The sequence below is a fragment of the Pectobacterium hainanensis genome, assembly GCF_046237015.1.
In the GTDB taxonomy this organism is placed as follows: domain Bacteria; phylum Pseudomonadota; class Gammaproteobacteria; order Enterobacterales; family Enterobacteriaceae; genus JBJYIN01.
On sequence record NZ_JBJYIN010000011.1, the window covers coordinates 18,710 to 36,887 of the forward strand.

General features: G+C 48.4%; 19 protein-coding genes. 18 read left to right on the forward strand and 1 reads right to left on the reverse strand.

Translation table 11 applies throughout. The features are described from left to right. The first annotated feature begins 40 nt into the window (after window positions 1-40). The 10 genes from rsmG to ACKPVM_RS12490 all read left to right on the forward strand — a co-directional run bounded on the left by rsmG (window position 41) and on the right by ACKPVM_RS12490 (window position 8,201). Entirely contained in the window at window positions 41-661 is a 621-nt protein-coding gene (gene rsmG, locus ACKPVM_RS12445; RefSeq protein ID WP_409309368.1) for a 16S rRNA (guanine(527)-N(7))-methyltransferase RsmG, read from the forward strand. Window positions 662-1,281: 620 nt separating this feature from the next. Then, window positions 1,282-1,665, forward strand: a complete 384-nt coding sequence (gene atpI / locus ACKPVM_RS12450; protein WP_409309369.1) for a F0F1 ATP synthase subunit I — start codon at window positions 1,282-1,284, stop codon at window positions 1,663-1,665. Window positions 1,666-1,687: 22 nt separating this feature from the next. Further along, on the forward strand, window positions 1,688-2,488 hold the full coding sequence (atpB, locus tag ACKPVM_RS12455) for a F0F1 ATP synthase subunit A (protein WP_409309370.1): 801 nt from the start codon (window positions 1,688-1,690) through the stop codon (window positions 2,486-2,488). Between the two features lie 49 nt (window positions 2,489-2,537). Next, window positions 2,538-2,777: a F0F1 ATP synthase subunit C gene (gene atpE, locus ACKPVM_RS12460; protein ID WP_005976545.1), complete on the forward strand. Its 240-nt coding sequence runs from the start codon at window positions 2,538-2,540 to the stop codon at window positions 2,775-2,777. Window positions 2,778-2,841: 64 nt separating this feature from the next. Next, a complete protein-coding gene (atpF, locus tag ACKPVM_RS12465; protein WP_409309371.1) occupies window positions 2,842-3,312 on the forward strand; it encodes a F0F1 ATP synthase subunit B in 471 nt (156 codons plus the stop codon). A gap of 14 nt (window positions 3,313-3,326) precedes the next feature. Beyond that, a complete protein-coding gene (gene atpH, locus ACKPVM_RS12470; RefSeq protein ID WP_409309372.1) occupies window positions 3,327-3,860 on the forward strand; it encodes a F0F1 ATP synthase subunit delta in 534 nt (177 codons plus the stop codon). A 12-nt stretch (window positions 3,861-3,872) separates the two neighbouring features. Continuing rightward, window positions 3,873-5,414, forward strand: coding sequence for a F0F1 ATP synthase subunit alpha (gene atpA / locus ACKPVM_RS12475; RefSeq protein WP_409309373.1), 1,542 nt, complete (start codon window positions 3,873-3,875; stop codon window positions 5,412-5,414). Between the two features lie 52 nt (window positions 5,415-5,466). Beyond that, window positions 5,467-6,330: a F0F1 ATP synthase subunit gamma gene (atpG, locus tag ACKPVM_RS12480; protein WP_409309374.1), complete on the forward strand. Its 864-nt coding sequence runs from the start codon at window positions 5,467-5,469 to the stop codon at window positions 6,328-6,330. Between the two features lie 46 nt (window positions 6,331-6,376). Beyond that, a complete protein-coding gene (gene atpD / locus ACKPVM_RS12485) occupies window positions 6,377-7,759 on the forward strand; it encodes a F0F1 ATP synthase subunit beta (RefSeq protein ID WP_409309375.1) in 1,383 nt (460 codons plus the stop codon). Window positions 7,760-7,787: 28 nt separating this feature from the next. Continuing rightward, window positions 7,788-8,201 (forward strand): F0F1 ATP synthase subunit epsilon, encoded by a 414-nt coding sequence (locus ACKPVM_RS12490; protein ID WP_168709767.1) that lies wholly within the window; start codon window positions 7,788-7,790, stop codon window positions 8,199-8,201. Between the two features lie 82 nt (window positions 8,202-8,283). Here the strand turns inward: ACKPVM_RS12490 and pelX are convergent, their stop codons facing one another. Beyond that, window positions 8,284-10,503, reverse strand: coding sequence for a pectate disaccharide-lyase PelX (gene pelX, locus ACKPVM_RS12495; RefSeq protein WP_409309376.1), 2,220 nt, complete (start codon window positions 10,501-10,503; stop codon window positions 8,284-8,286). A gap of 334 nt (window positions 10,504-10,837) precedes the next feature. Here pelX and glmU point away from each other — a divergent pair, with 334 nt between their 5' ends. From glmU to ACKPVM_RS12535, 8 genes are all read left to right on the forward strand, one after another. Then, entirely contained in the window at window positions 10,838-12,208 is a 1,371-nt protein-coding gene (gene glmU, locus ACKPVM_RS12500; RefSeq protein ID WP_409309377.1) for a bifunctional UDP-N-acetylglucosamine diphosphorylase/glucosamine-1-phosphate N-acetyltransferase GlmU, read from the forward strand. A 187-nt stretch (window positions 12,209-12,395) separates the two neighbouring features. Continuing rightward, window positions 12,396-14,228 carry a glutamine--fructose-6-phosphate transaminase (isomerizing) gene (gene glmS, locus ACKPVM_RS12505; protein ID WP_409309378.1) on the forward strand — a complete coding sequence of 611 codons (1,833 nt, stop codon included), beginning with the start codon at window positions 12,396-12,398 and terminating at the stop codon, window positions 14,226-14,228. Between the two features lie 266 nt (window positions 14,229-14,494). Continuing rightward, a complete protein-coding gene (locus ACKPVM_RS12510) occupies window positions 14,495-14,881 on the forward strand; it encodes a hypothetical protein (RefSeq protein WP_409309379.1) in 387 nt (128 codons plus the stop codon). 87 nt (window positions 14,882-14,968) lie between these two features. Continuing rightward, window positions 14,969-16,039: a methyltransferase gene (locus tag ACKPVM_RS12515; RefSeq protein ID WP_409309380.1), complete on the forward strand. Its 1,071-nt coding sequence runs from the start codon at window positions 14,969-14,971 to the stop codon at window positions 16,037-16,039. Between the two features lie 66 nt (window positions 16,040-16,105). Continuing rightward, window positions 16,106-16,834 carry a beta-ketoacyl synthase chain length factor gene (locus ACKPVM_RS12520; RefSeq protein ID WP_409309381.1) on the forward strand — a complete coding sequence of 243 codons (729 nt, stop codon included), beginning with the start codon at window positions 16,106-16,108 and terminating at the stop codon, window positions 16,832-16,834. Then, on the forward strand, window positions 16,827-17,615 hold the full coding sequence (locus tag ACKPVM_RS12525; RefSeq protein ID WP_409309383.1) for a lysophospholipid acyltransferase family protein: 789 nt from the start codon (window positions 16,827-16,829) through the stop codon (window positions 17,613-17,615). The genes ACKPVM_RS12520 and ACKPVM_RS12525 overlap by 8 nt, the downstream gene beginning before the upstream one ends. Before the next feature lie 19 nt (window positions 17,616-17,634). After that, window positions 17,635-17,901, forward strand: coding sequence for a phosphopantetheine-binding protein (locus ACKPVM_RS12530; protein ID WP_409309384.1), 267 nt, complete (start codon window positions 17,635-17,637; stop codon window positions 17,899-17,901). A gap of 23 nt (window positions 17,902-17,924) precedes the next feature. Then, window positions 17,925-18,173: an acyl carrier protein gene (locus tag ACKPVM_RS12535; protein ID WP_409309557.1), complete on the forward strand. Its 249-nt coding sequence runs from the start codon at window positions 17,925-17,927 to the stop codon at window positions 18,171-18,173. The last annotated feature ends 5 nt before the right edge of the window (window positions 18,174-18,178 follow it).

An 18,178-nucleotide genomic window follows, 5' to 3' on the forward strand; every position in this document is an offset into this window, starting at 1 on the left:
GGCTGTCTTCCTCTTTTTCGAATATTTCCAGGATCTTATTGTGCATAACACACTCAATAATCTGCTGAACAGTGCGGGGATTTCGATCTCTGATAAACAAAAAAATCTGCTGATACAGTATGTTGAGATGCTGAATAAATGGAATAAAGCTTATAATTTGACTTCCGTTCGTGAGCCACGACAGATGCTTATCCGCCATATTATGGACAGTATCGTGGTGGAACCCTATTTGAATGGACAACGTTTTATCGATGTGGGTACAGGTCCTGGATTACCGGGGATCCCATTGGCAATCGTTCGTCCCGCATCGCATTTTACGTTACTGGACAGCCTGGGTAAACGCGTTCGCTTTTTACGCCAGGTGCAGCATGAGCTACAGTTGGAAAATATTACTCCGGTACAGAGTCGAGTTGAGGTTTTCCCTGCTGAGCCTCCTTTCGATGGCGTTATTAGCCGCGCTTTTGCATCGTTGCAAGACATGGTCAATTGGTGCCGCCACCTTCCGGCAAAATCCGAAGGGCGCTTTTATGCGCTTAAAGGCGTACTTCCTGAAGAGGAATTGTCTGCCTTACCGCAAGGTGTTCTGTTGGATCAGGTTGTTCGTTTATCGGTTCCTGAGTTGGAAGGCGAACGACATTTAGTCGTACTTAAATCAAACTAATTTTGTTTTTTATCAAAAAATTAATAACTAAATAGAGGGAGTCATGCTGTCTGTTGGTTTGTTCCGACGGTGGGCATTGGCGGTACTGCGATCACTGAAATTTTACATCTGTGTTTTTTCAGCGTTACCTTTTTGATTTCACGTTGAATAATCACGAGCGAAAATAAATCATTGTCATGAAAATTTGGTTGTTTCTGTGTTAATTGGGTAAAGAAATAATATCAATAATGTCAATAGATGGTTGAAACGTTGTTTGTTGGATGTTTTGAATTGAATAGTTTATAACTGATTGAAAATTAATACAGTAAATCCCCTTTTTTGCTAAAGACAAAAAAAAACGGATTCGGTTATAAATTATTGTAAATGCTTTTATGTGAGTTAAATCACAGATTGAAAGCCTTTTGAAATTAATGACACCTTGCATCAACAAGTAGAGTAGTTAGTGAAAACGGCGTTCTTGAAAGAAATTTAAATAATTGTTCACCTTTTCGCTACTTATCGATTGAATTCGCAAGGATGACCCGTATAATTTGCTCGTTTTTTGCTGCTTGACTCAATGGTGTAAAGGCAGTTTTATACATCATTCAGCATTCCTCTGGAAGGTACGGAGAGAGAAGCGAATGTCTGTATCTCTTTATGACGGAAAAGCTGCGTTAAAGCTGTTGTTGTTGCAGTTAGCGACTTTTATGCTGTTAAGCGCTATTTTCAGTATTAATAGCGCTGGCGCAGGAGCTTCCGCATTAGGTGGGGGATTGGCAGCCTGGTTGCCGAACGTGTTGTTTGTGCTGTTTGCTTTACGCCATCAGTCTCACAAACCTGCGGATGGAAAGGTCGCCTGGTCATTTGCTCTCGGTGAAGCATTTAAGGTATTGATCGCCATTGGATTGCTGGTCACAGCGTTAGGTGTATTTAAAGCGGCTTTTTTTCCGCTCGGCCTGACTTATTTATCGGTGTTGCTGGTACAAATAGTGGCTCCGATCGTAATTAATCGTTACCGTAATTAACAACAAAAGGGTAAGAGACATCATGGCAGCTGGAGAAATCTCTACTCCTCAAGAGTATATCGGTCATCACCTGACGCATTTTCAGGTGGGAACGGGATTCTGGTCGATCAATGTTGATTCGATGTTTTTCTCTGTCGCTCTTGGGATCCTCTTTCTGGTTATTTTCCGCAAGGTGGCGAAAAATGCGACCAGCGGTGTACCGGGAAAACTGCAAACCGCCGTTGAACTCGTTGTCGGCTTCGTTGACGGCAATGTTCGTGATATGTTCCATGGCAAAAGTAAGCTAATTGCACCTCTGGCGCTGACCATCTTCGTCTGGGTTTTCCTAATGAACCTGATGGATCTGTTGCCGATTGACCTGTTGCCTCAACTTTGGGCGGCGATTTATGGCGCACTCGGTTATGACCCAGCTCATGCTTATCTGCGTGCCGTTCCAACTGCTGATGTGAATATTACGTTGTCGATGGCGCTTGGCGTATTTATTCTCGTGCTGTTTTACAGCATCAAAATGAAAGGCGTAGGTGGTTTTGTTAAAGAACTGACCATGCAGCCGTTCAATCATCCTGTCTTTATTCCTATCAACCTGATTCTTGAAGGTGTCAGCCTGCTGTCCAAACCGGTTTCTCTTGGCTTGCGACTGTTTGGCAACATGTATGCGGGTGAGTTGATTTTCATCCTGATTGCCGGCTTGTTACCGTGGTGGTCACAATGGTTGTTGAATGTGCCTTGGGCCATTTTCCACATTTTGATTATTACGCTTCAGGCTTTTATTTTCATGGTTCTGACGGTTGTTTATCTCTCGATGGCATCTGAAGAGCATTGATTTTCTTTCAACACAATAACGTTTTAACTGAAACAAACTGGAGACTGTCATGGAAAACCTGAGTGTGGATCTGCTGTACATGGCTGCCGCTTTGATGATGGGTTTGGCGGCTATCGGTGCTGCGATCGGTATCGGCATTCTGGGTGGTAAATTCTTGGAAGGCGCTGCTCGTCAGCCTGACCTGATTCCTCTGCTGCGTACACAGTTCTTTATCGTCATGGGTCTGGTTGACGCCATCCCGATGATTGCTGTTGGTCTGGGCCTGTATGTGATGTTTGCGGTGGCTTAAGCGGGAATGTTTTCTGCTGGGGTCGAAACATCAACTTATTTAACTTTGAAAGAGGCATTGTGCTGTGAATATTAATGCAACAATCCTCGGCCAAGCCATTGCGTTCGTCCTGTTTGTCTGGTTCTGCATGAAGTATGTATGGCCGCCAGTGATGGCTGCCATCGAGAAGCGTCAGAAAGAAATTGCTGACGGTCTGGCTTCTGCTGAACGTGCCAAAAAAGATTTGAACTTAGCGCAGGCCAATGCGACAGACCAACTGAAAAAAGCCAAAGCGGATGCCCAGGTTATCATTGAGCAGGCGAACAAACGTCGTGCCCAGATCCTGGATGAAGCAAAAGTGGAAGCGGAAGCTGAACGTAACAAGATTGTGGCGCAAGCGCAGGCTGAAATTGAAGCCGAACGTAAACGTGCGCGTGAAGAGTTGCGTAAGCAAGTCGCCATGTTGGCTATTGCCGGTGCCGAGAAAATTATTGAACGTTCCGTGGATGAAGCTGCTAACAGCGACATCGTTGATAAACTGGTCGCTGAACTGTAAGGAGGGAGGGGCTGATGTCTGAATTTGTCACGGTAGCTCGCCCCTACGCCAAAGCAGCTTTTGACTTTGCGGTTGAGAACCAGGCTATCGATCGCTGGCAGACCATGCTGGCGTTTACGGCCGAAGTAACGTGTAACGATCAAATGGCAGAGTTGCTTTCTGGTGCGGTAGCGCCAAATGAACTGGCCAAAACGTTCATTGCCGTTTGTGGTGATCAACTTGATGAAGCCGGTCAGAACCTGATTAGGGTGATGGCCGAGAACGGACGTTTACTGGTGCTTCCTGAAGTACTGGAACAATTTATTCAACTGCGGGCAGCGCAGGAATCGACGGTTGACGTCGAGGTCGTTTCTGCCAGCACGTTGAGTGAGCAGCAGCTGTCAAAGATAGCGACTGCTATGGAACAACGTCTGTCACGCAAAGTGAAGCTGAATTGCAAAATTGATAAGTCTGTCATGGCTGGCGTGATTATTCGCGCGGGCGATATGGTGATAGATGGCAGCATTCGCGGTCGTCTGGATCGTCTGGCAGACGTCTTGCAGTCTTAAGGGGACTGGAGCATGCAACTGAATTCCACCGAAATCAGCGAACTGATCAAGCAGCGCATTGCTCAGTTCAATGTGGTGAGCGAAGCTCACAATGAAGGTACTATTGTTTCCGTCAGCGACGGAATCATCCGTGTTCACGGTCTGGCTGACGTGATGCAGGGAGAGATGATTTCTCTGCCGGGTAACCGCTATGCGATCGCACTGAACCTGGAGCGTGACTCCGTGGGTGCGGTGGTGATGGGTCCATATGCGGATCTGGCTGAAGGCATGAAAGTAAAATGCACCGGTCGTATTCTGGAAGTTCCCGTTGGTCGCGGCCTACTGGGTCGCGTCGTGAATACGTTGGGTGCGCCGATTGACGGTAAAGGTCCATTGGATCATGACGGTTTCTCTGCGGTTGAAGCGATTGCGCCTGGCGTTATCGAACGTCAGTCCGTTGATGAGCCCGTACAGACCGGCTATAAGTCTGTTGACGCCATGATTCCAATCGGTCGTGGTCAGCGTGAGCTGATTATCGGTGACCGTCAGACGGGTAAAACTGCACTGGCTATCGATGCGATCATCAACCAGCGTGATTCTGGCATTAAATGCGTGTATGTCGCTATCGGTCAGAAAGCCTCCACGATTTCTAACGTGGTGCGTAAACTGGAAGAGCATGGCGCACTGGAAAACACCATTGTCGTCGTCGCTACCGCGTCCGAGTCTGCTGCTCTGCAATATCTGGCACCGTATGCCGGTTGTGCGATGGGCGAGTATTTCCGTGACCGTGGTGAAGATGCGCTGATTATTTATGATGACCTGTCTAAACAGGCCGTTGCATACCGTCAGATTTCTCTGTTGCTCCGTCGTCCGCCAGGTCGTGAAGCTTATCCTGGTGATGTTTTCTATCTTCACTCCCGTTTGCTGGAGCGTGCATCGCGCGTTAACGCCGATTACGTTGAAGCATTCACCAAGGGTGAAGTGAAGGGTAAAACCGGTTCGTTGACGGCTCTGCCGATCATCGAAACGCAAGCGGGTGACGTTTCTGCGTTCGTTCCGACCAACGTTATTTCTATTACCGATGGTCAGATCTTCCTGGAATCCAACCTGTTTAACGCCGGTATTCGTCCTGCGGTTAACCCAGGGATCTCCGTATCCCGTGTGGGTGGTGCAGCACAGACCAAGATCATGAAGAAACTGTCTGGTGGTATTCGTACCGCGTTGGCACAGTATCGTGAACTGGCTGCGTTTTCTCAGTTTGCTTCCGATCTTGATGATGCGACCCGTAAACAGTTAAGCCACGGTCAGAAAGTGACCGAACTGCTGAAACAGAAACAGTATGCGCCGATGTCAGTCGCACAGCAGTCTCTGGTTCTGTTTGCGGCAGAACGTGGTTACCTGGAAGACGTAGAGCTGGCGAAAGTCGGTGGCTTTGAAGCGGCACTGCTGGCTTATGCAGACCGTGAGCATGGCGAACTTCTGCAACAAATCGACCAGACTGGCGCTTATAACGATGAGATCGAGGGCAAGTTTAAAAACATCCTCGATACTTTTAAGGCAACCCAGTCCTGGTAACGCCCGGTGGCCTGCTGTAAAGCGGGCCGCAAGGCTTTGAGGAGAAGCAAAGATGGCCGGCGCAAAAGAGATACGTAGTAAGATCGCAAGCGTCCAGAACACGCAGAAGATCACCAAAGCGATGGAAATGGTCGCCGCTTCCAAAATGCGTAAATCGCAGGATCGTATGGCGGCCAGCCGTCCTTATGCGGAAACCATACGCAATGTGATTGGTCACCTTGCGTTGGGGAATCTGGAATATAAGCACCCGTACCTGGAGGAGCGTGATGTTAAGCGCGTCGGGTATTTGGTGGTGTCTACTGACCGTGGCCTATGCGGTGGTTTGAACATTAACCTGTTCAAGAAACTGTTGGCTGATATGAAATCCTGGAGCGACAAAGGCGTTGAAACTGATTTAGCGCTGATTGGTTCCAAAGCGGTTTCTTTCTTCGGTTCGGTAGGTGGAAACATCGTTGCTCAGGTTACCGGTATGGGGGATAACCCTTCCGTATCAGAATTGATCGGTCCGGTTAAAGTTATGCTGCAAGCCTATGACGAAGGTCGTCTGGATAAGCTGTATATCGTGAGTAACAAATTCATCAATACCATGTCTCAGGAACCGCTCGTTGTTCAGCTGTTGCCGTTACCGCCTTCAGATGACGGTGAGTTGAAGAAGAAAGCCTGGGATTACCTGTATGAACCCGATCCTAAGTCGCTGCTGGATACCCTGTTGCGCCGTTATGTGGAATCTCAGGTTTATCAGGGCGTCGTAGAAAACTTGGCCAGTGAACAGGCCGCACGAATGGTTGCGATGAAAGCCGCGACTGACAACGGCGGTAGTCTGATCAAAGAGTTGCAGTTGGTATACAACAAAGCTCGTCAGGCCAGTATCACCCAGGAACTCACCGAAATCGTCGGGGGAGCCTCCGCGGTTTAAGCAGGTTTACGAATTACGTATTGTCGAATTACGTAGAGGATTCAAGATGGCTACTGGAAAGATTATCCAGGTAATCGGCGCCGTGGTGGACGTCGAATTCCCCCAAGATGCCGTACCTAAAGTGTACGATGCGCTTGAGGTAGAAAATGGTGCTGAAAAATTAGTGCTGGAAGTACAGCAGCAGTTGGGTGGTGGTGTTGTTCGTTGTATCTCAATGGGTTCTTCTGATGGCCTGCGTCGCGGGTTGACGGTTGTGAACCTGGATCACCCGATCGAAGTTCCCGTTGGTAAAGCAACGCTGGGTCGTATCATGAACGTGCTGGGTGAACCGGTCGACATGAAAGGCGACATTGGCGAAGAAGAGCGTTGGGCGATTCACCGTGCAGCGCCAAGCTACGAAGAACTGTCAAACTCACAGGAATTGCTGGAAACCGGCATCAAGGTTATCGACCTGATGTGTCCGTTTGCCAAGGGCGGTAAAGTGGGTCTGTTTGGTGGTGCGGGCGTAGGTAAAACCGTAAACATGATGGAGCTGATCCGTAACATCGCGATCGAGCACTCTGGTTACTCTGTGTTTGCTGGCGTAGGTGAACGTACCCGTGAAGGTAACGACTTCTACCACGAAATGACCGACTCCAACGTTATCGATAAAGTGTCACTGGTGTATGGCCAGATGAACGAGCCACCAGGTAACCGTCTGCGTGTCGCATTGACCGGGCTGACCATGGCGGAAAAATTCCGTGATGAAGGCCGTGACGTACTGCTGTTCGTCGATAACATCTACCGTTATACCCTGGCTGGGACGGAAGTATCTGCTTTGTTGGGTCGTATGCCTTCTGCGGTAGGTTATCAGCCAACGCTGGCGGAAGAGATGGGTGTTCTGCAAGAACGTATCACCTCAACCAAAACCGGTTCTATCACTTCCGTTCAGGCCGTTTACGTTCCTGCGGATGACTTGACTGACCCGTCTCCAGCCACCACCTTTGCTCACTTGGATGCAACCGTGGTACTGAGTCGTCAGATCGCGTCTCTGGGTATCTACCCGGCCGTTGACCCGCTGGATTCCACCAGCCGTCAGCTGGATCCATTGGTTGTGGGTCAGGAACACTATGATGTGGCGCGTGGCGTGCAGTCTATTCTGCAACGTTATCAGGAACTGAAAGATATCATCGCGATTCTGGGTATGGACGAGCTGTCTGAAGAAGATAAGCTGGTGGTATCCCGTGCGCGTAAGATCCAGCGCTTCCTGTCACAGCCATTCTTCGTAGCGGAAGTCTTTACCGGTTCTCCAGGTAAATACGTCTCTCTGAAAGACACTATCCGTGGCTTTAAAGGGATTATGGAAGGCGAATACGACCACCTGCCAGAGCAGGCGTTCTACATGGTTGGTTCCATTGAAGAAGCAGTGGAAAAAGCCAAGAAACTGTAACGCCTTGTAGGAGGGTGATATGGCTGCTATGACTTACCATCTGGATGTCGTTAGTGCAGAACAGCAAATGTTCTCCGGTCTGGTTCAGAAGATCCAGGTAACGGGGAGCGAAGGCGAACTGGGTATTTATCCGGGACATGCCCCTCTGCTCACTGCCATTAAACCTGGTATGGTTCGTATCGTTAAACAGCACGGTGAAGAAGAGTATATCTACCTGTCTGGCGGTGTTCTTGAGGTGCAGCCAAACATGGTAACCGTGTTGTCAGATACGGCTATCCGTGGTCAGGATCTGGATGAAGCGCGGGCATTGGAAGCGAAACGCAAAGCTGAAGAACATATCCGCAATTCGCATGGCGATGTGGACTATGCTCAGGCTTCCGCAGAGCTGACAAAAGCAATTGCGAAGCTGCGCGTTATCGAGCTGACCAGAAAAGCGATGTAACAGATAAGCTTGTAATAATTGAAGGCCAGTCAGTTCACACTGACTGGCCTTTTCTCTTTCAGGCGATGCTCTCTGTCTAGGCTTATTTTTTCTTCAGGAAATCGCCAAGTACCAGATTGCCTTTGGCATCACGCGTAAACGTCTCAGGGATGGTTACCGATACGAAGTTATTTACTGTGATTTCCTTGCCCTGAGCATTGACGGACTTATCACCTTTGATGAAATAGTTGGTGTTATCGATATTGCCGACAACCGCGTCATCATATTTACCCGCTTTGGTTTTCAGCGAAATGTTGTTCTTGAAGACGCCTTGTTTTTCCGGGCCAGAGTAAGGGCTTGGGCGGAAGATAAAGTTGAAGCGTTCGTTATCTAACGCGATGTTGTCTTCAACGATCAAAGCACCAGGGTTGAAGTTGTCAGTGAAGCCATCGAGTTTGTTGCCCACAGCAATGCTGTTTTTAACCTGATGTGCCACTGGCTGGCCTTCGCCACCCATTTTGAAGCCATTGCTGGTGTTGTTCATAGCAATTGAATTCTCGATCACCACAACGCCGTTGGCACCGTCTTCAATTTTGTTAAACAGGTCGAAGCCGTCATCGATGTTGTTGTGCGAGAACGCGCCGCGAATCACGTTGCCTTCACCGACACGCATTTTCACCGCGAAACCGTCAGCGTTAATTTTTCCAGGATCCTGGTTGCTGTGAGATTCTGAATTCAGAATCAGGTTGTGGCTAGCCCACAGTGGTCTGCCGACGTCAGCAGGAGAGGAAACCTGAATACCGGTATCGTCAGCGTGGTGTGCCAGAACGCGTTCGATTGTGTTGTAACTTCCCTCAATACGGAACGGTTTCTCGGTAATTTCAATCCCTTTAACATGCCAATGGCTCGCTTTCAATTGCAGGCCATGAATGACGGCTTTATTACCGACAGCAAACAGATTTTTGACGACTTTTTGCTGGCCACTGGCGCTGACGGGGATTTCAGCCGCGCTGTAATCACCATCGTTGAGCCAAATGGTACCACCGGCTGGCAGTGCAGCGACGGCGCTGGCTAAATCGATAGGAGCATTTTTGCTGCCGTCATTGCTGGCTGAACCTTGTGGCGAAACATACAGATTTTTAGCGTCTGCGTAGGTCACTCTTTCAACCTTGAAGGTGCTCTCTTTTACTGCTTTATCACTTCCCTCGGCAGGCTGATAGGCTAGTTTGAACTCTGCCCCATTAGCGGCAATTTTGGCTGGCAGAGAGAAGGTTTCCCCTGCTTTTATCTGCTTGGCTTCACCCAGCGATTTACCGTCTTGTGAAACGGTAACCGTACCGTTGTAGTTGGCTTTCGCCTGCACAACATAGTGTTCGCTGGTGGCTTTCGGCGATGACATCACCTGGAGCAGAGGATCATAAGCCTTAGCTTTAAACTCCGGTGACGCTTTGGTTTGTGCTGGCGTAGTGGTCAACTGTGCATTGCTAACGGTGATTTTGGCATTACGGGAGGCAAAGAAACCAACATAGTAATGGTCTTTATCCAGCTTGGTGACGACGTCTGCGCCTTTGACGTCTTTTGATACCCAGTTATCTGTGCCTTTCGGCGCGTAAGAGGTAATGAAGCCGTCGTTGGTGCGTTCCAGTTTCAGGCGGAACGTCGGTGTTTGCTCAAGGTTAATTTTTTCCTGATAGCTGGTTTTGGTAATCTTCGCGCCCGCGTTGCCCCACGGCTGCGTGACGCCATTACGCAAAATTGCCTGGAGTTTAACTTCGGTATGAGACTTTTTATCCTGCGTCATGATGGCGTTCATCACCATGTTGGACGCGGCAGGGAACTCCTCATACCCTTCTTTTAGCGGTTCCTGACGCGGCACGCCGATAATATCACGCACCAGAATCCCTGCCCCTTCCTGAGCCGCCGGTTTGGCGCCGTTTTCTGGCCCAAACTGCTCTACGGTAATATCAGACTGAAGCGTAAAGTTCACATTGGCGGGTAGCTGCGTATAGAAGAACGTCAGCCCGTCATGGGTGTTGGCAATCTTTCCGCCACGGCTCTCGATCGTAATCGGTGCGGACAAATCGGCTTTATCTCCCGGCGCCAATTTCTTGCCGTTGATGGTAACGTCATTAACGCCTACTTTTTCCGGCAGGACATTGGATGAGAAATTGACATCCGTTGACTGGCCAAAGGCGATGCCGTGCCAGGTTGGGGTGGTTTCGGTAGCTGCGTGTGTATTTAGGCTAAAAAGTAAAAATGCATTGGTCAGTGCAACTGTTGCGAGACGTGAAGCTCCACGTTTTTGTGAAGAAAAACGTTTCATAGTATCTCCTTCATTCATTGTTGATTATATACCCTTGCATATTGCTATAAATGAAACAGCGTTTCTTTTGTATTTGTCACAAATGGAAATATTTAAAAATAAAGTCTGTTTTTTATGAAACCCCGTGTCATTTTGCTTGTTTCTGATTGTTCGGTGGTTGTTTTAGCCAGGTATGGGTATTCGTTGTTTTTTGCGTCGTTTTCGGAAAAAACTCACCAAAAAATGTCTGCGTTATCCGCCAGTTTCGGTAAACTCTTGTGATTAATGCCGGTAACTGGCTGGTTGTTTTTATTCTTTTCAGGATTGTCTGCTAATCCGTACTGTCAGGATGCTTATGTCAAATAGCGCTATGAGTGTGGTCATCCTTGCCGCTGGTAAGGGAACCCGTATGTATTCCGATCTTCCCAAAGTGTTACACCAACTGGCGGGTAAGCCGATGGTTCAGCACGTCATTGATGCTGCTATGACGATAGGTGCTCAGCATGTTCATCTGGTGTACGGTCACGGTGGGGATTTGTTAAAACGTGAATTGACCGATCCGGCATTGAACTGGGTGTTACAGGCTGAACAATTGGGAACGGGTCATGCGATGCAGCAAGCTGCTCCTCACTTTGCTGATGATGAAGACATCCTGATGTTGTATGGCGATGTGCCGCTTATTTCGCCACAAACGCTGGGACGTTTACGTCAGGCTAAGCCGTTGGGGGGAATTGGTCTTTTGACGGTGAAGCTGGACGATCCAACGGGCTATGGGCGGATTGTGCGTGAAAAAGGTGCCGTCGTCGGGATCGTCGAGCATAAAGATGCCAGCGAAGCACAGCGCCAGATTAACGAGATCAATACCGGTATTTTGATTGCCAACGGCAAGGATTTGAAACGCTGGTTAAGCCAGTTGAACAATAACAACGTCCAGGGTGAGTTTTATATCACCGATATCATTGCGATGGCGGCGGAAGAAGGTCAACGAGTTGAAGCGGTTCATCCTGAACGCCTGAGCGAAGTTGAAGGTGTTAATAATCGCCTTCAACTGTCGGCACTGGAGCGGGTTTATCAGCGTGAACAGGCGGATAAGCTGCTGCTTGCTGGTGTTATGCTGCTCGATCCGGCTCGGTTTGATCTGCGTGGCGAGCTAACGCATGGTCGTGATGTGGTGATTGATGTCAATGTGGTCGTAGAAGGCAATGTTACGCTAGGCAATCGGGTAAAAATCGGCGCAGGCTGTGTAATTAAAAACAGCATCATTGGTGACGACTGTGAAATCAGCCCTTACTCTGTGCTGGAAGATGCCGTGTTAGAAACAAAGTGTACCGTTGGGCCGTTTGCTCGTTTACGTCCCGGTGCGGAACTGGCTGAAGGTGCGCACGTCGGCAACTTTGTCGAACTGAAAAAAGCACGTTTGGGAAAAGGCTCAAAAGCGGGTCACCTGAGCTATTTGGGGGATGCGGATATCGGTTCCGGTGTTAATATTGGCGCAGGAACGATCACCTGTAATTATGATGGTGCGAATAAACACAAAACGGTGATTGGCGACGATGTGTTTGTGGGATCAGATACGCAACTCGTTGCACCCGTTCGTGTTGCCAGCGGCGTGACCATTGGCGCAGGAACGACGGTCACCAATGATGTGGCCGAGAATGAGCTGGTGATTAGCCGTGTGAAACAACGGCACATTCCTGGCTGGATACGTCCAGTGAAAAAGAAATAGTGCCCGATGATGCCTCCGTATCGCGGAGGCCGTTTTGTTCTGTATTTTGGCTAAACACCCAGAGTACAGAACAAAACATAATAATCCCCAACTCTCTACAAGGCTCGGGGAACCCGGAAAAACCGGAACAATCAGGTCTAAGACATCACAGGTGACACAATATGTCACTTTTATAGGAATACCATCGATGTGTGGAATTGTAGGCGCAGTCGCGCAACGTGATATTGCAGAGATTTTGTTGGAAGGTTTACGCCGTCTTGAGTACCGCGGCTATGACTCGGCGGGTCTGGCGGTTGTTGATGGCGAAGGTAATGTCGCCCGTTTACGCCGTCTGGGGAAAGTGCAGGCTTTGGCTCAGGCTGCCGAAGATCATGAATTGCACGGTGGAACCGGTATCGCCCACACCCGCTGGGCAACGCATGGCGAACCTTCTGAAGAGAATGCTCACCCGCATGTTTCTGAACATATTATTATTGTTCATAACGGCATTATCGAAAACCACGAACCTCTGCGAGAACTGATGATCGGTCGCGGCTATCGTTTTGTTTCTGAAACCGATACCGAAGTGGTCGCTCATCTGGTGCATTTTGAACAGAAACAAAACGGCGGAACGCTGGTCGACGTGGTTAAGCGTGTTATCCCGCAACTGCGTGGTGCCTATGGCATGGTGGTGCTGGACAGCCGTGATCCTAGCGTACTGGTTGCCGCACGTTCTGGTAGCCCGCTGGTCATTGGTCGTGGTGTCGGTGAAAACTTTATTGCCTCCGATCAGTTGGCGTTGCTGCCCGTGACGCGCCGCTTCATGTTCCTGGAAGAAGGCGACATCGCAGAAATTACTCGCCGTGACGTGCGCGTGTTTGATAAAGCTGGACAGCTTGCCTCACGCGAAGAGATTGAATCAAAAGTGAATTACGATGCCGGCGACAAAGGCGCGTATCGTCACTACATGCAGAAAGAAATCTACGAACAGCCAATGGCGATCAAAAATACCCTTGAAGGGCGTTTTAGCCACGGCGAGATCAATCTTTCTGAATTAGGGCCAAAAGCGGATGCGCTGTTGGAAAAGGTTGAACACGTTCAGATTATTGCCTGCGGGACGTCTTACAACTCCGGTATGGTTTCTCGCTACTGGTTTGAAGCGTTGGCGGGTATTCCATGCGACGTAGAAATCGCCTCCGAATTCCGCTATCGCAAACCTGCCGTGCGTAAGAACAGCCTGATGATTACCCTGTCTCAGTCCGGTGAAACGGCAGATACGCTGGCAGCACTGCGTTTATCCAAAGAGCTGGGCTATCTGGGGTCGCTGGCTATCTGTAACGTGGCGGGTTCCTCGCTGGTGCGTGAATCCGATCTGGCGCTGATGACCAAAGCGGGCGTAGAGATTGGTGTGGCCTCGACCAAAGCTTTCACTACCCAGCTTACCGTTTTGCTGATGCTGGTGGCGCGTATTGGCCGTCTGCGTGGTATGGATGCCAAGATTGAGCATGACATTGTTCATGGCTTGCAAGCCTTACCGGCGCGTATTGAGCAGATGCTGTCTCAGGACAAACTCATCGAATCTCTGGCAGAAGGTTTCTCTGATAAACACCATGCGCTGTTCCTCGGTCGTGGCGATCAATATCCGATCGCGATGGAAGGGGCGCTGAAGCTGAAAGAGATCTCTTACATTCATGCAGAAGCCTATGCTGCGGGTGAGCTGAAACACGGCCCACTGGCGCTGATTGATGCGGATATGCCTGTCGTCGTGGTGGCACCGAATAATGAACTGTTGGAAAAATTGAAATCCAATATCGAAGAAGTTCGGGCACGCGGCGGAGAGCTGTACGTCTTTGCGGATGAAGATGCCGGTTTCACCAGCAGCGAAAACATGAAGATTATTCCGCTGCCACATATCGAAGAAGTCATTGCCCCAATCTTCTATACGGTGCCGTTGCAGTTGCTGTCTTATCACGTCGCGCTGATTAAAGGCACCGATGTCGATCAGCCGCGTAATCTGGCAAAATCCGTGACGGTAGAATAAGTTCCCGGTATTTTGTTAGTCATGATCGTCCGCCTTATGTTGTGAAATATAAGGCGGATTTTTATATCCTTTCTTTAATTGTGTTTATTACTCAACTTTCATTAAACAGAAATATTTTTGATAAAAAACTGACACAGATAACAACGTTTCTTTTGTCAAGTTATCTTTATTTTGTGTAAAATAGTCTTAATGGTGCATTAATTTTACACCTTGCATCAATAACGTGTTTTTTGGCAGAACTGTATTTATCTATGGATAGGAACTTTATGAAAAAGCAGCTTATTTTTGCGGGATTGGCCTGTGTTTTAACCTTGGCTGGTTGTGCTCGTACAGCGCCCGTTGCTAACGTAACGAAGCCTATTGTGGCACACGTCACCACCGATCAGGTAAAAACTGCCATTCTCCAGGCGGGGTTGGAGCGTGAGTGGGCGATGACGCCTGTTTCTCCAGGGGTAATTAATGGTCATCTTGATCAGCGTGGTCATGTTGCTGATATTCGCATTACTTATTCACAGACCAGCTACTCCATTAATTATGTCAGCAGTAAAAATCTCAAGGCAGGAAATGGTGAAATCCATCGTAATTATAACCGTTGGATAAATAACCTCGATCGTGAGATTCAGTTAAAACTAGCCAGTCAACAAATTAAATAAATTTAATTGTCGGATAGCTTTTTGCTATCCGACGCTATTTGTTTGTTCTTTTCTGATCGTTTTTGTCCGACCTCAAGGGAAAAGTCAGTGTATTACGGATATGACAAAGATAATGTCAGCGCGTTGGACGCTATTACCGAAGCGCAACGAATTGCATTTGCCCCCATGCTGTTTCAAGCCGCTATCAATCTGCGTAATCACGGTATTTTGGCTTTTTTGGATAAGTGTGGTCATCTGGGCGCGAATCTCGACGAAATCGTTGCTATCACTTCATTAAATCACTACGCCGTTGAACTTCTGTTGGACGTCGGGCTAAGTGGTCGCATTATTATCCAGAAAGATGAGCGCTACGTTCTGGCTAAAATTGGTCATTACCTGCTCCATGATCGCATGACGCGCATCAACATGGATTTTACTCAGGACGTTTGTTATCAGGGGATGTTTTACCTTGATGAAGCGTTGTCAAAAAATGAGCCTTCTGGATTAAAGGTTTTTGGTGAATGGCCAACAATATATCCCGCGTTAAGCCAATTACCGCCGCAGGCAAAAGAGAGTTGGTTTGCCTTCGATCATTTCTACTCAGATGCTGCATTTAATGCTGCTTTGCCACATGTATTCCAGTTAAAACCCAAGCATCTCTACGATGTTGGTGGGAATACGGGAAAATGGGCGATGCAGTGCTATGACTACGATCGTGATGTAAACATTACGATTCTGGATTTGCCTGAGCAGATTGCGCTGGCGACAGAAAATATTACTGATGCTGGAAAATCAGACCGTATTCAGGGCTGTGCTGTCGATATGCTTTCCGATTGCCCGTTGCCGGGTGAAGCGGATATTTGGTGGATGAGCCAGTTCCTTGACTGCTTCAGTGAAGAGCAAATTGTCGCTATCTTGCGTAAAATTGCCGGTGTGATGAAGCCTGATGCCAGAGTCTGCATTTTGGAAATATTCTGGGATCGCCAGCGGTGGGAAGCGGGGGCTTTTAGCCTGAATGCTTCTTCGCTCTACTTTACCTGTCTTGCCAATGGCACGAGCCGTTTCTATGCGGCCAGACGGTTTTTACCTTTAATAGAGCAAGCTGGATTTATCGTTGAGAATCAAATTGATAACATTGGTGTCGGCCACACGCTGCTGATCTGCAAAAAGCTCGAATAAAATAGCGGGTATAAACGGGAAATTGCAGCGATATAGCCGGGATAGGTTGAACTAGAAGAAGTCGGTATGAGATTAGCATTTTCAATCATTGATTGGCAGGCCTGTGCGCCGGGCCTCAGCAGCGTGGACGATTGGCTGAATTGGTCACGGATGCCCGCTGCTATCAATACTGAGCAACCGTTGGATAAATGTCGACATTTACCCATGATGATGGCCCGTCGCCTCAATCAAGGGAGTCGTCTGGCGGTCGATTGCGGGTTAGCGTTACTACGTCGCCAGACGGTGGATGCCATTGTTTTCACCTCTCGCCATGGTGAGCTGGAACGTAATCTGAGCATCTTGAGCGCGCTGTCAGAAAATGAAAATATTTCTCCTACTGATTTTGCCATGTCAGTACACAATGCTGCCGTGGGAAGCCTGACGATTACAGCAAAATCCCCGTTGGTATCTACGTCGATTGCCGCAGGGATAGACTCTTTTCAGCAAGGTCTAATTGAAGCCAAGGCGCTACAGGTTGCGGGATACAACAATATTCTGTTGGTTGATTTTGATGGTACGATCCCTGATTTCTACCACCCACACGTTCCGGCAAACATGCCTCGTTACCCCTACGCCGTCGCTCTGTTGCTAGGGCATGGCGATGATATGGTGTGTGAATCGCAACCACAGGTGGAATCTCACCGTGAAGATTCGCCACAAAGTTTGCTGTTTTTACATGGTTTTCTTGCCAGAAACCCTGGTTTTTCCTTACCGGGAGAACGCGTTGACTGGGTATGGGAGAGGGGCGATGTCTGAGTCATCAATAGCCTTTCGTCCTTCTGTTCGTCTGAATCGTTTATGGCGATTGGTGATGACGGGTATGTGTTTTGCCATGTTTGGTCTTGGTGGCTTACTGCTTTCTCTGGTGTGGTTCAATGTATTACTGATTCATCGTGATGCGACTCGTCGTCGCCAACTGGCTCGCCGCAGTATTTCTGCCAGTTTCCGATTCTTTTTATACTGTGCCCGTCGATTAGGGGTGCTGGACTATCGTATTGACGGTATCGAAACTTTACAGTGCGATCGGGGTTGCTTGATTGTCGCGAATCATCCGACGTTAATTGATTATGTTTTGCTGGCTTCTGTCATGCCAGATGCTGACTGTCTGGTTAAGGCTGATTTGCAGAAAAACCCGTTTTTCCGCGGCGTTATTCGCGCGGCGGATTATCTGCTCAACAGCCAGTCCGATGCGCTACTACCTGATTGCCAGCAGCGGCTTGATAATGGCGATGCGATCATTATTTTTCCTGAAGGCACTCGCTCGCGTTATGGGGAACCCCTTGTTCTGCAACGCGGTGCCGCAAACATTGCGGTGCGCTGCGGCTGTGATTTACGGGTCGTGCATATCCGCTGTAGTCAGGACACATTAGGAAAACAAAGTCGTTGGTATCATATTCCGCCTGAAAAACCGTATTTTACGGTGAATGTGCGCGAACGTATCAGTAACGACATTTTTATGGCGCCTGAAGAGGCGCGACCCTTGGCGGCTCGCCGTTTGAATCGCCTTTTGCAGCAATCTTTGACACCAGAAAGCTGATCACCATTTGGAAATTGTTATGGAAAGTCTATTTATTGAAATCAAAGAGATGATTATCGATTCTCTTAACCTTGAAGATATCAGCGTTGATGAAATAGAAACGGATGCCCCGCTTTTTGGCGATGGCCTTGGCCTGGATTCTATTGATGCGCTTGAGCTGGGGTTAGCGGTAAAAAACCGTTATGGCGTCGTGCTTTCCGCTGAAAGTGAAGAGGTGCGCCAGCACTTCTTTTCCGTTGCCACCCTTGCTGCTTTTATCAACACTCAGCGCGCCGTGAGTGCCTGATAGTAAAATAAAATGAGTTGATGATGGATAAAAATGAAATTTATCAGGAAATTATCGGTTTACTGGTCAAGCTGTTTGAACTGGATGCCGATGAAATAACACCTGAATCCCGCCTCTATGAAGATCTTGAGTTAGATAGCATTGATGCGGTGGATATGGTGGTTCATTTGCAAAAGCGTATTGGGCGCAAAATATCGCCGGAAATTTTTAAATCTGTGCGCACGGTACAGGATGTGGTTGACGCGGTAGAAAGCCTACTCCGTGAAGGTTGATGAGC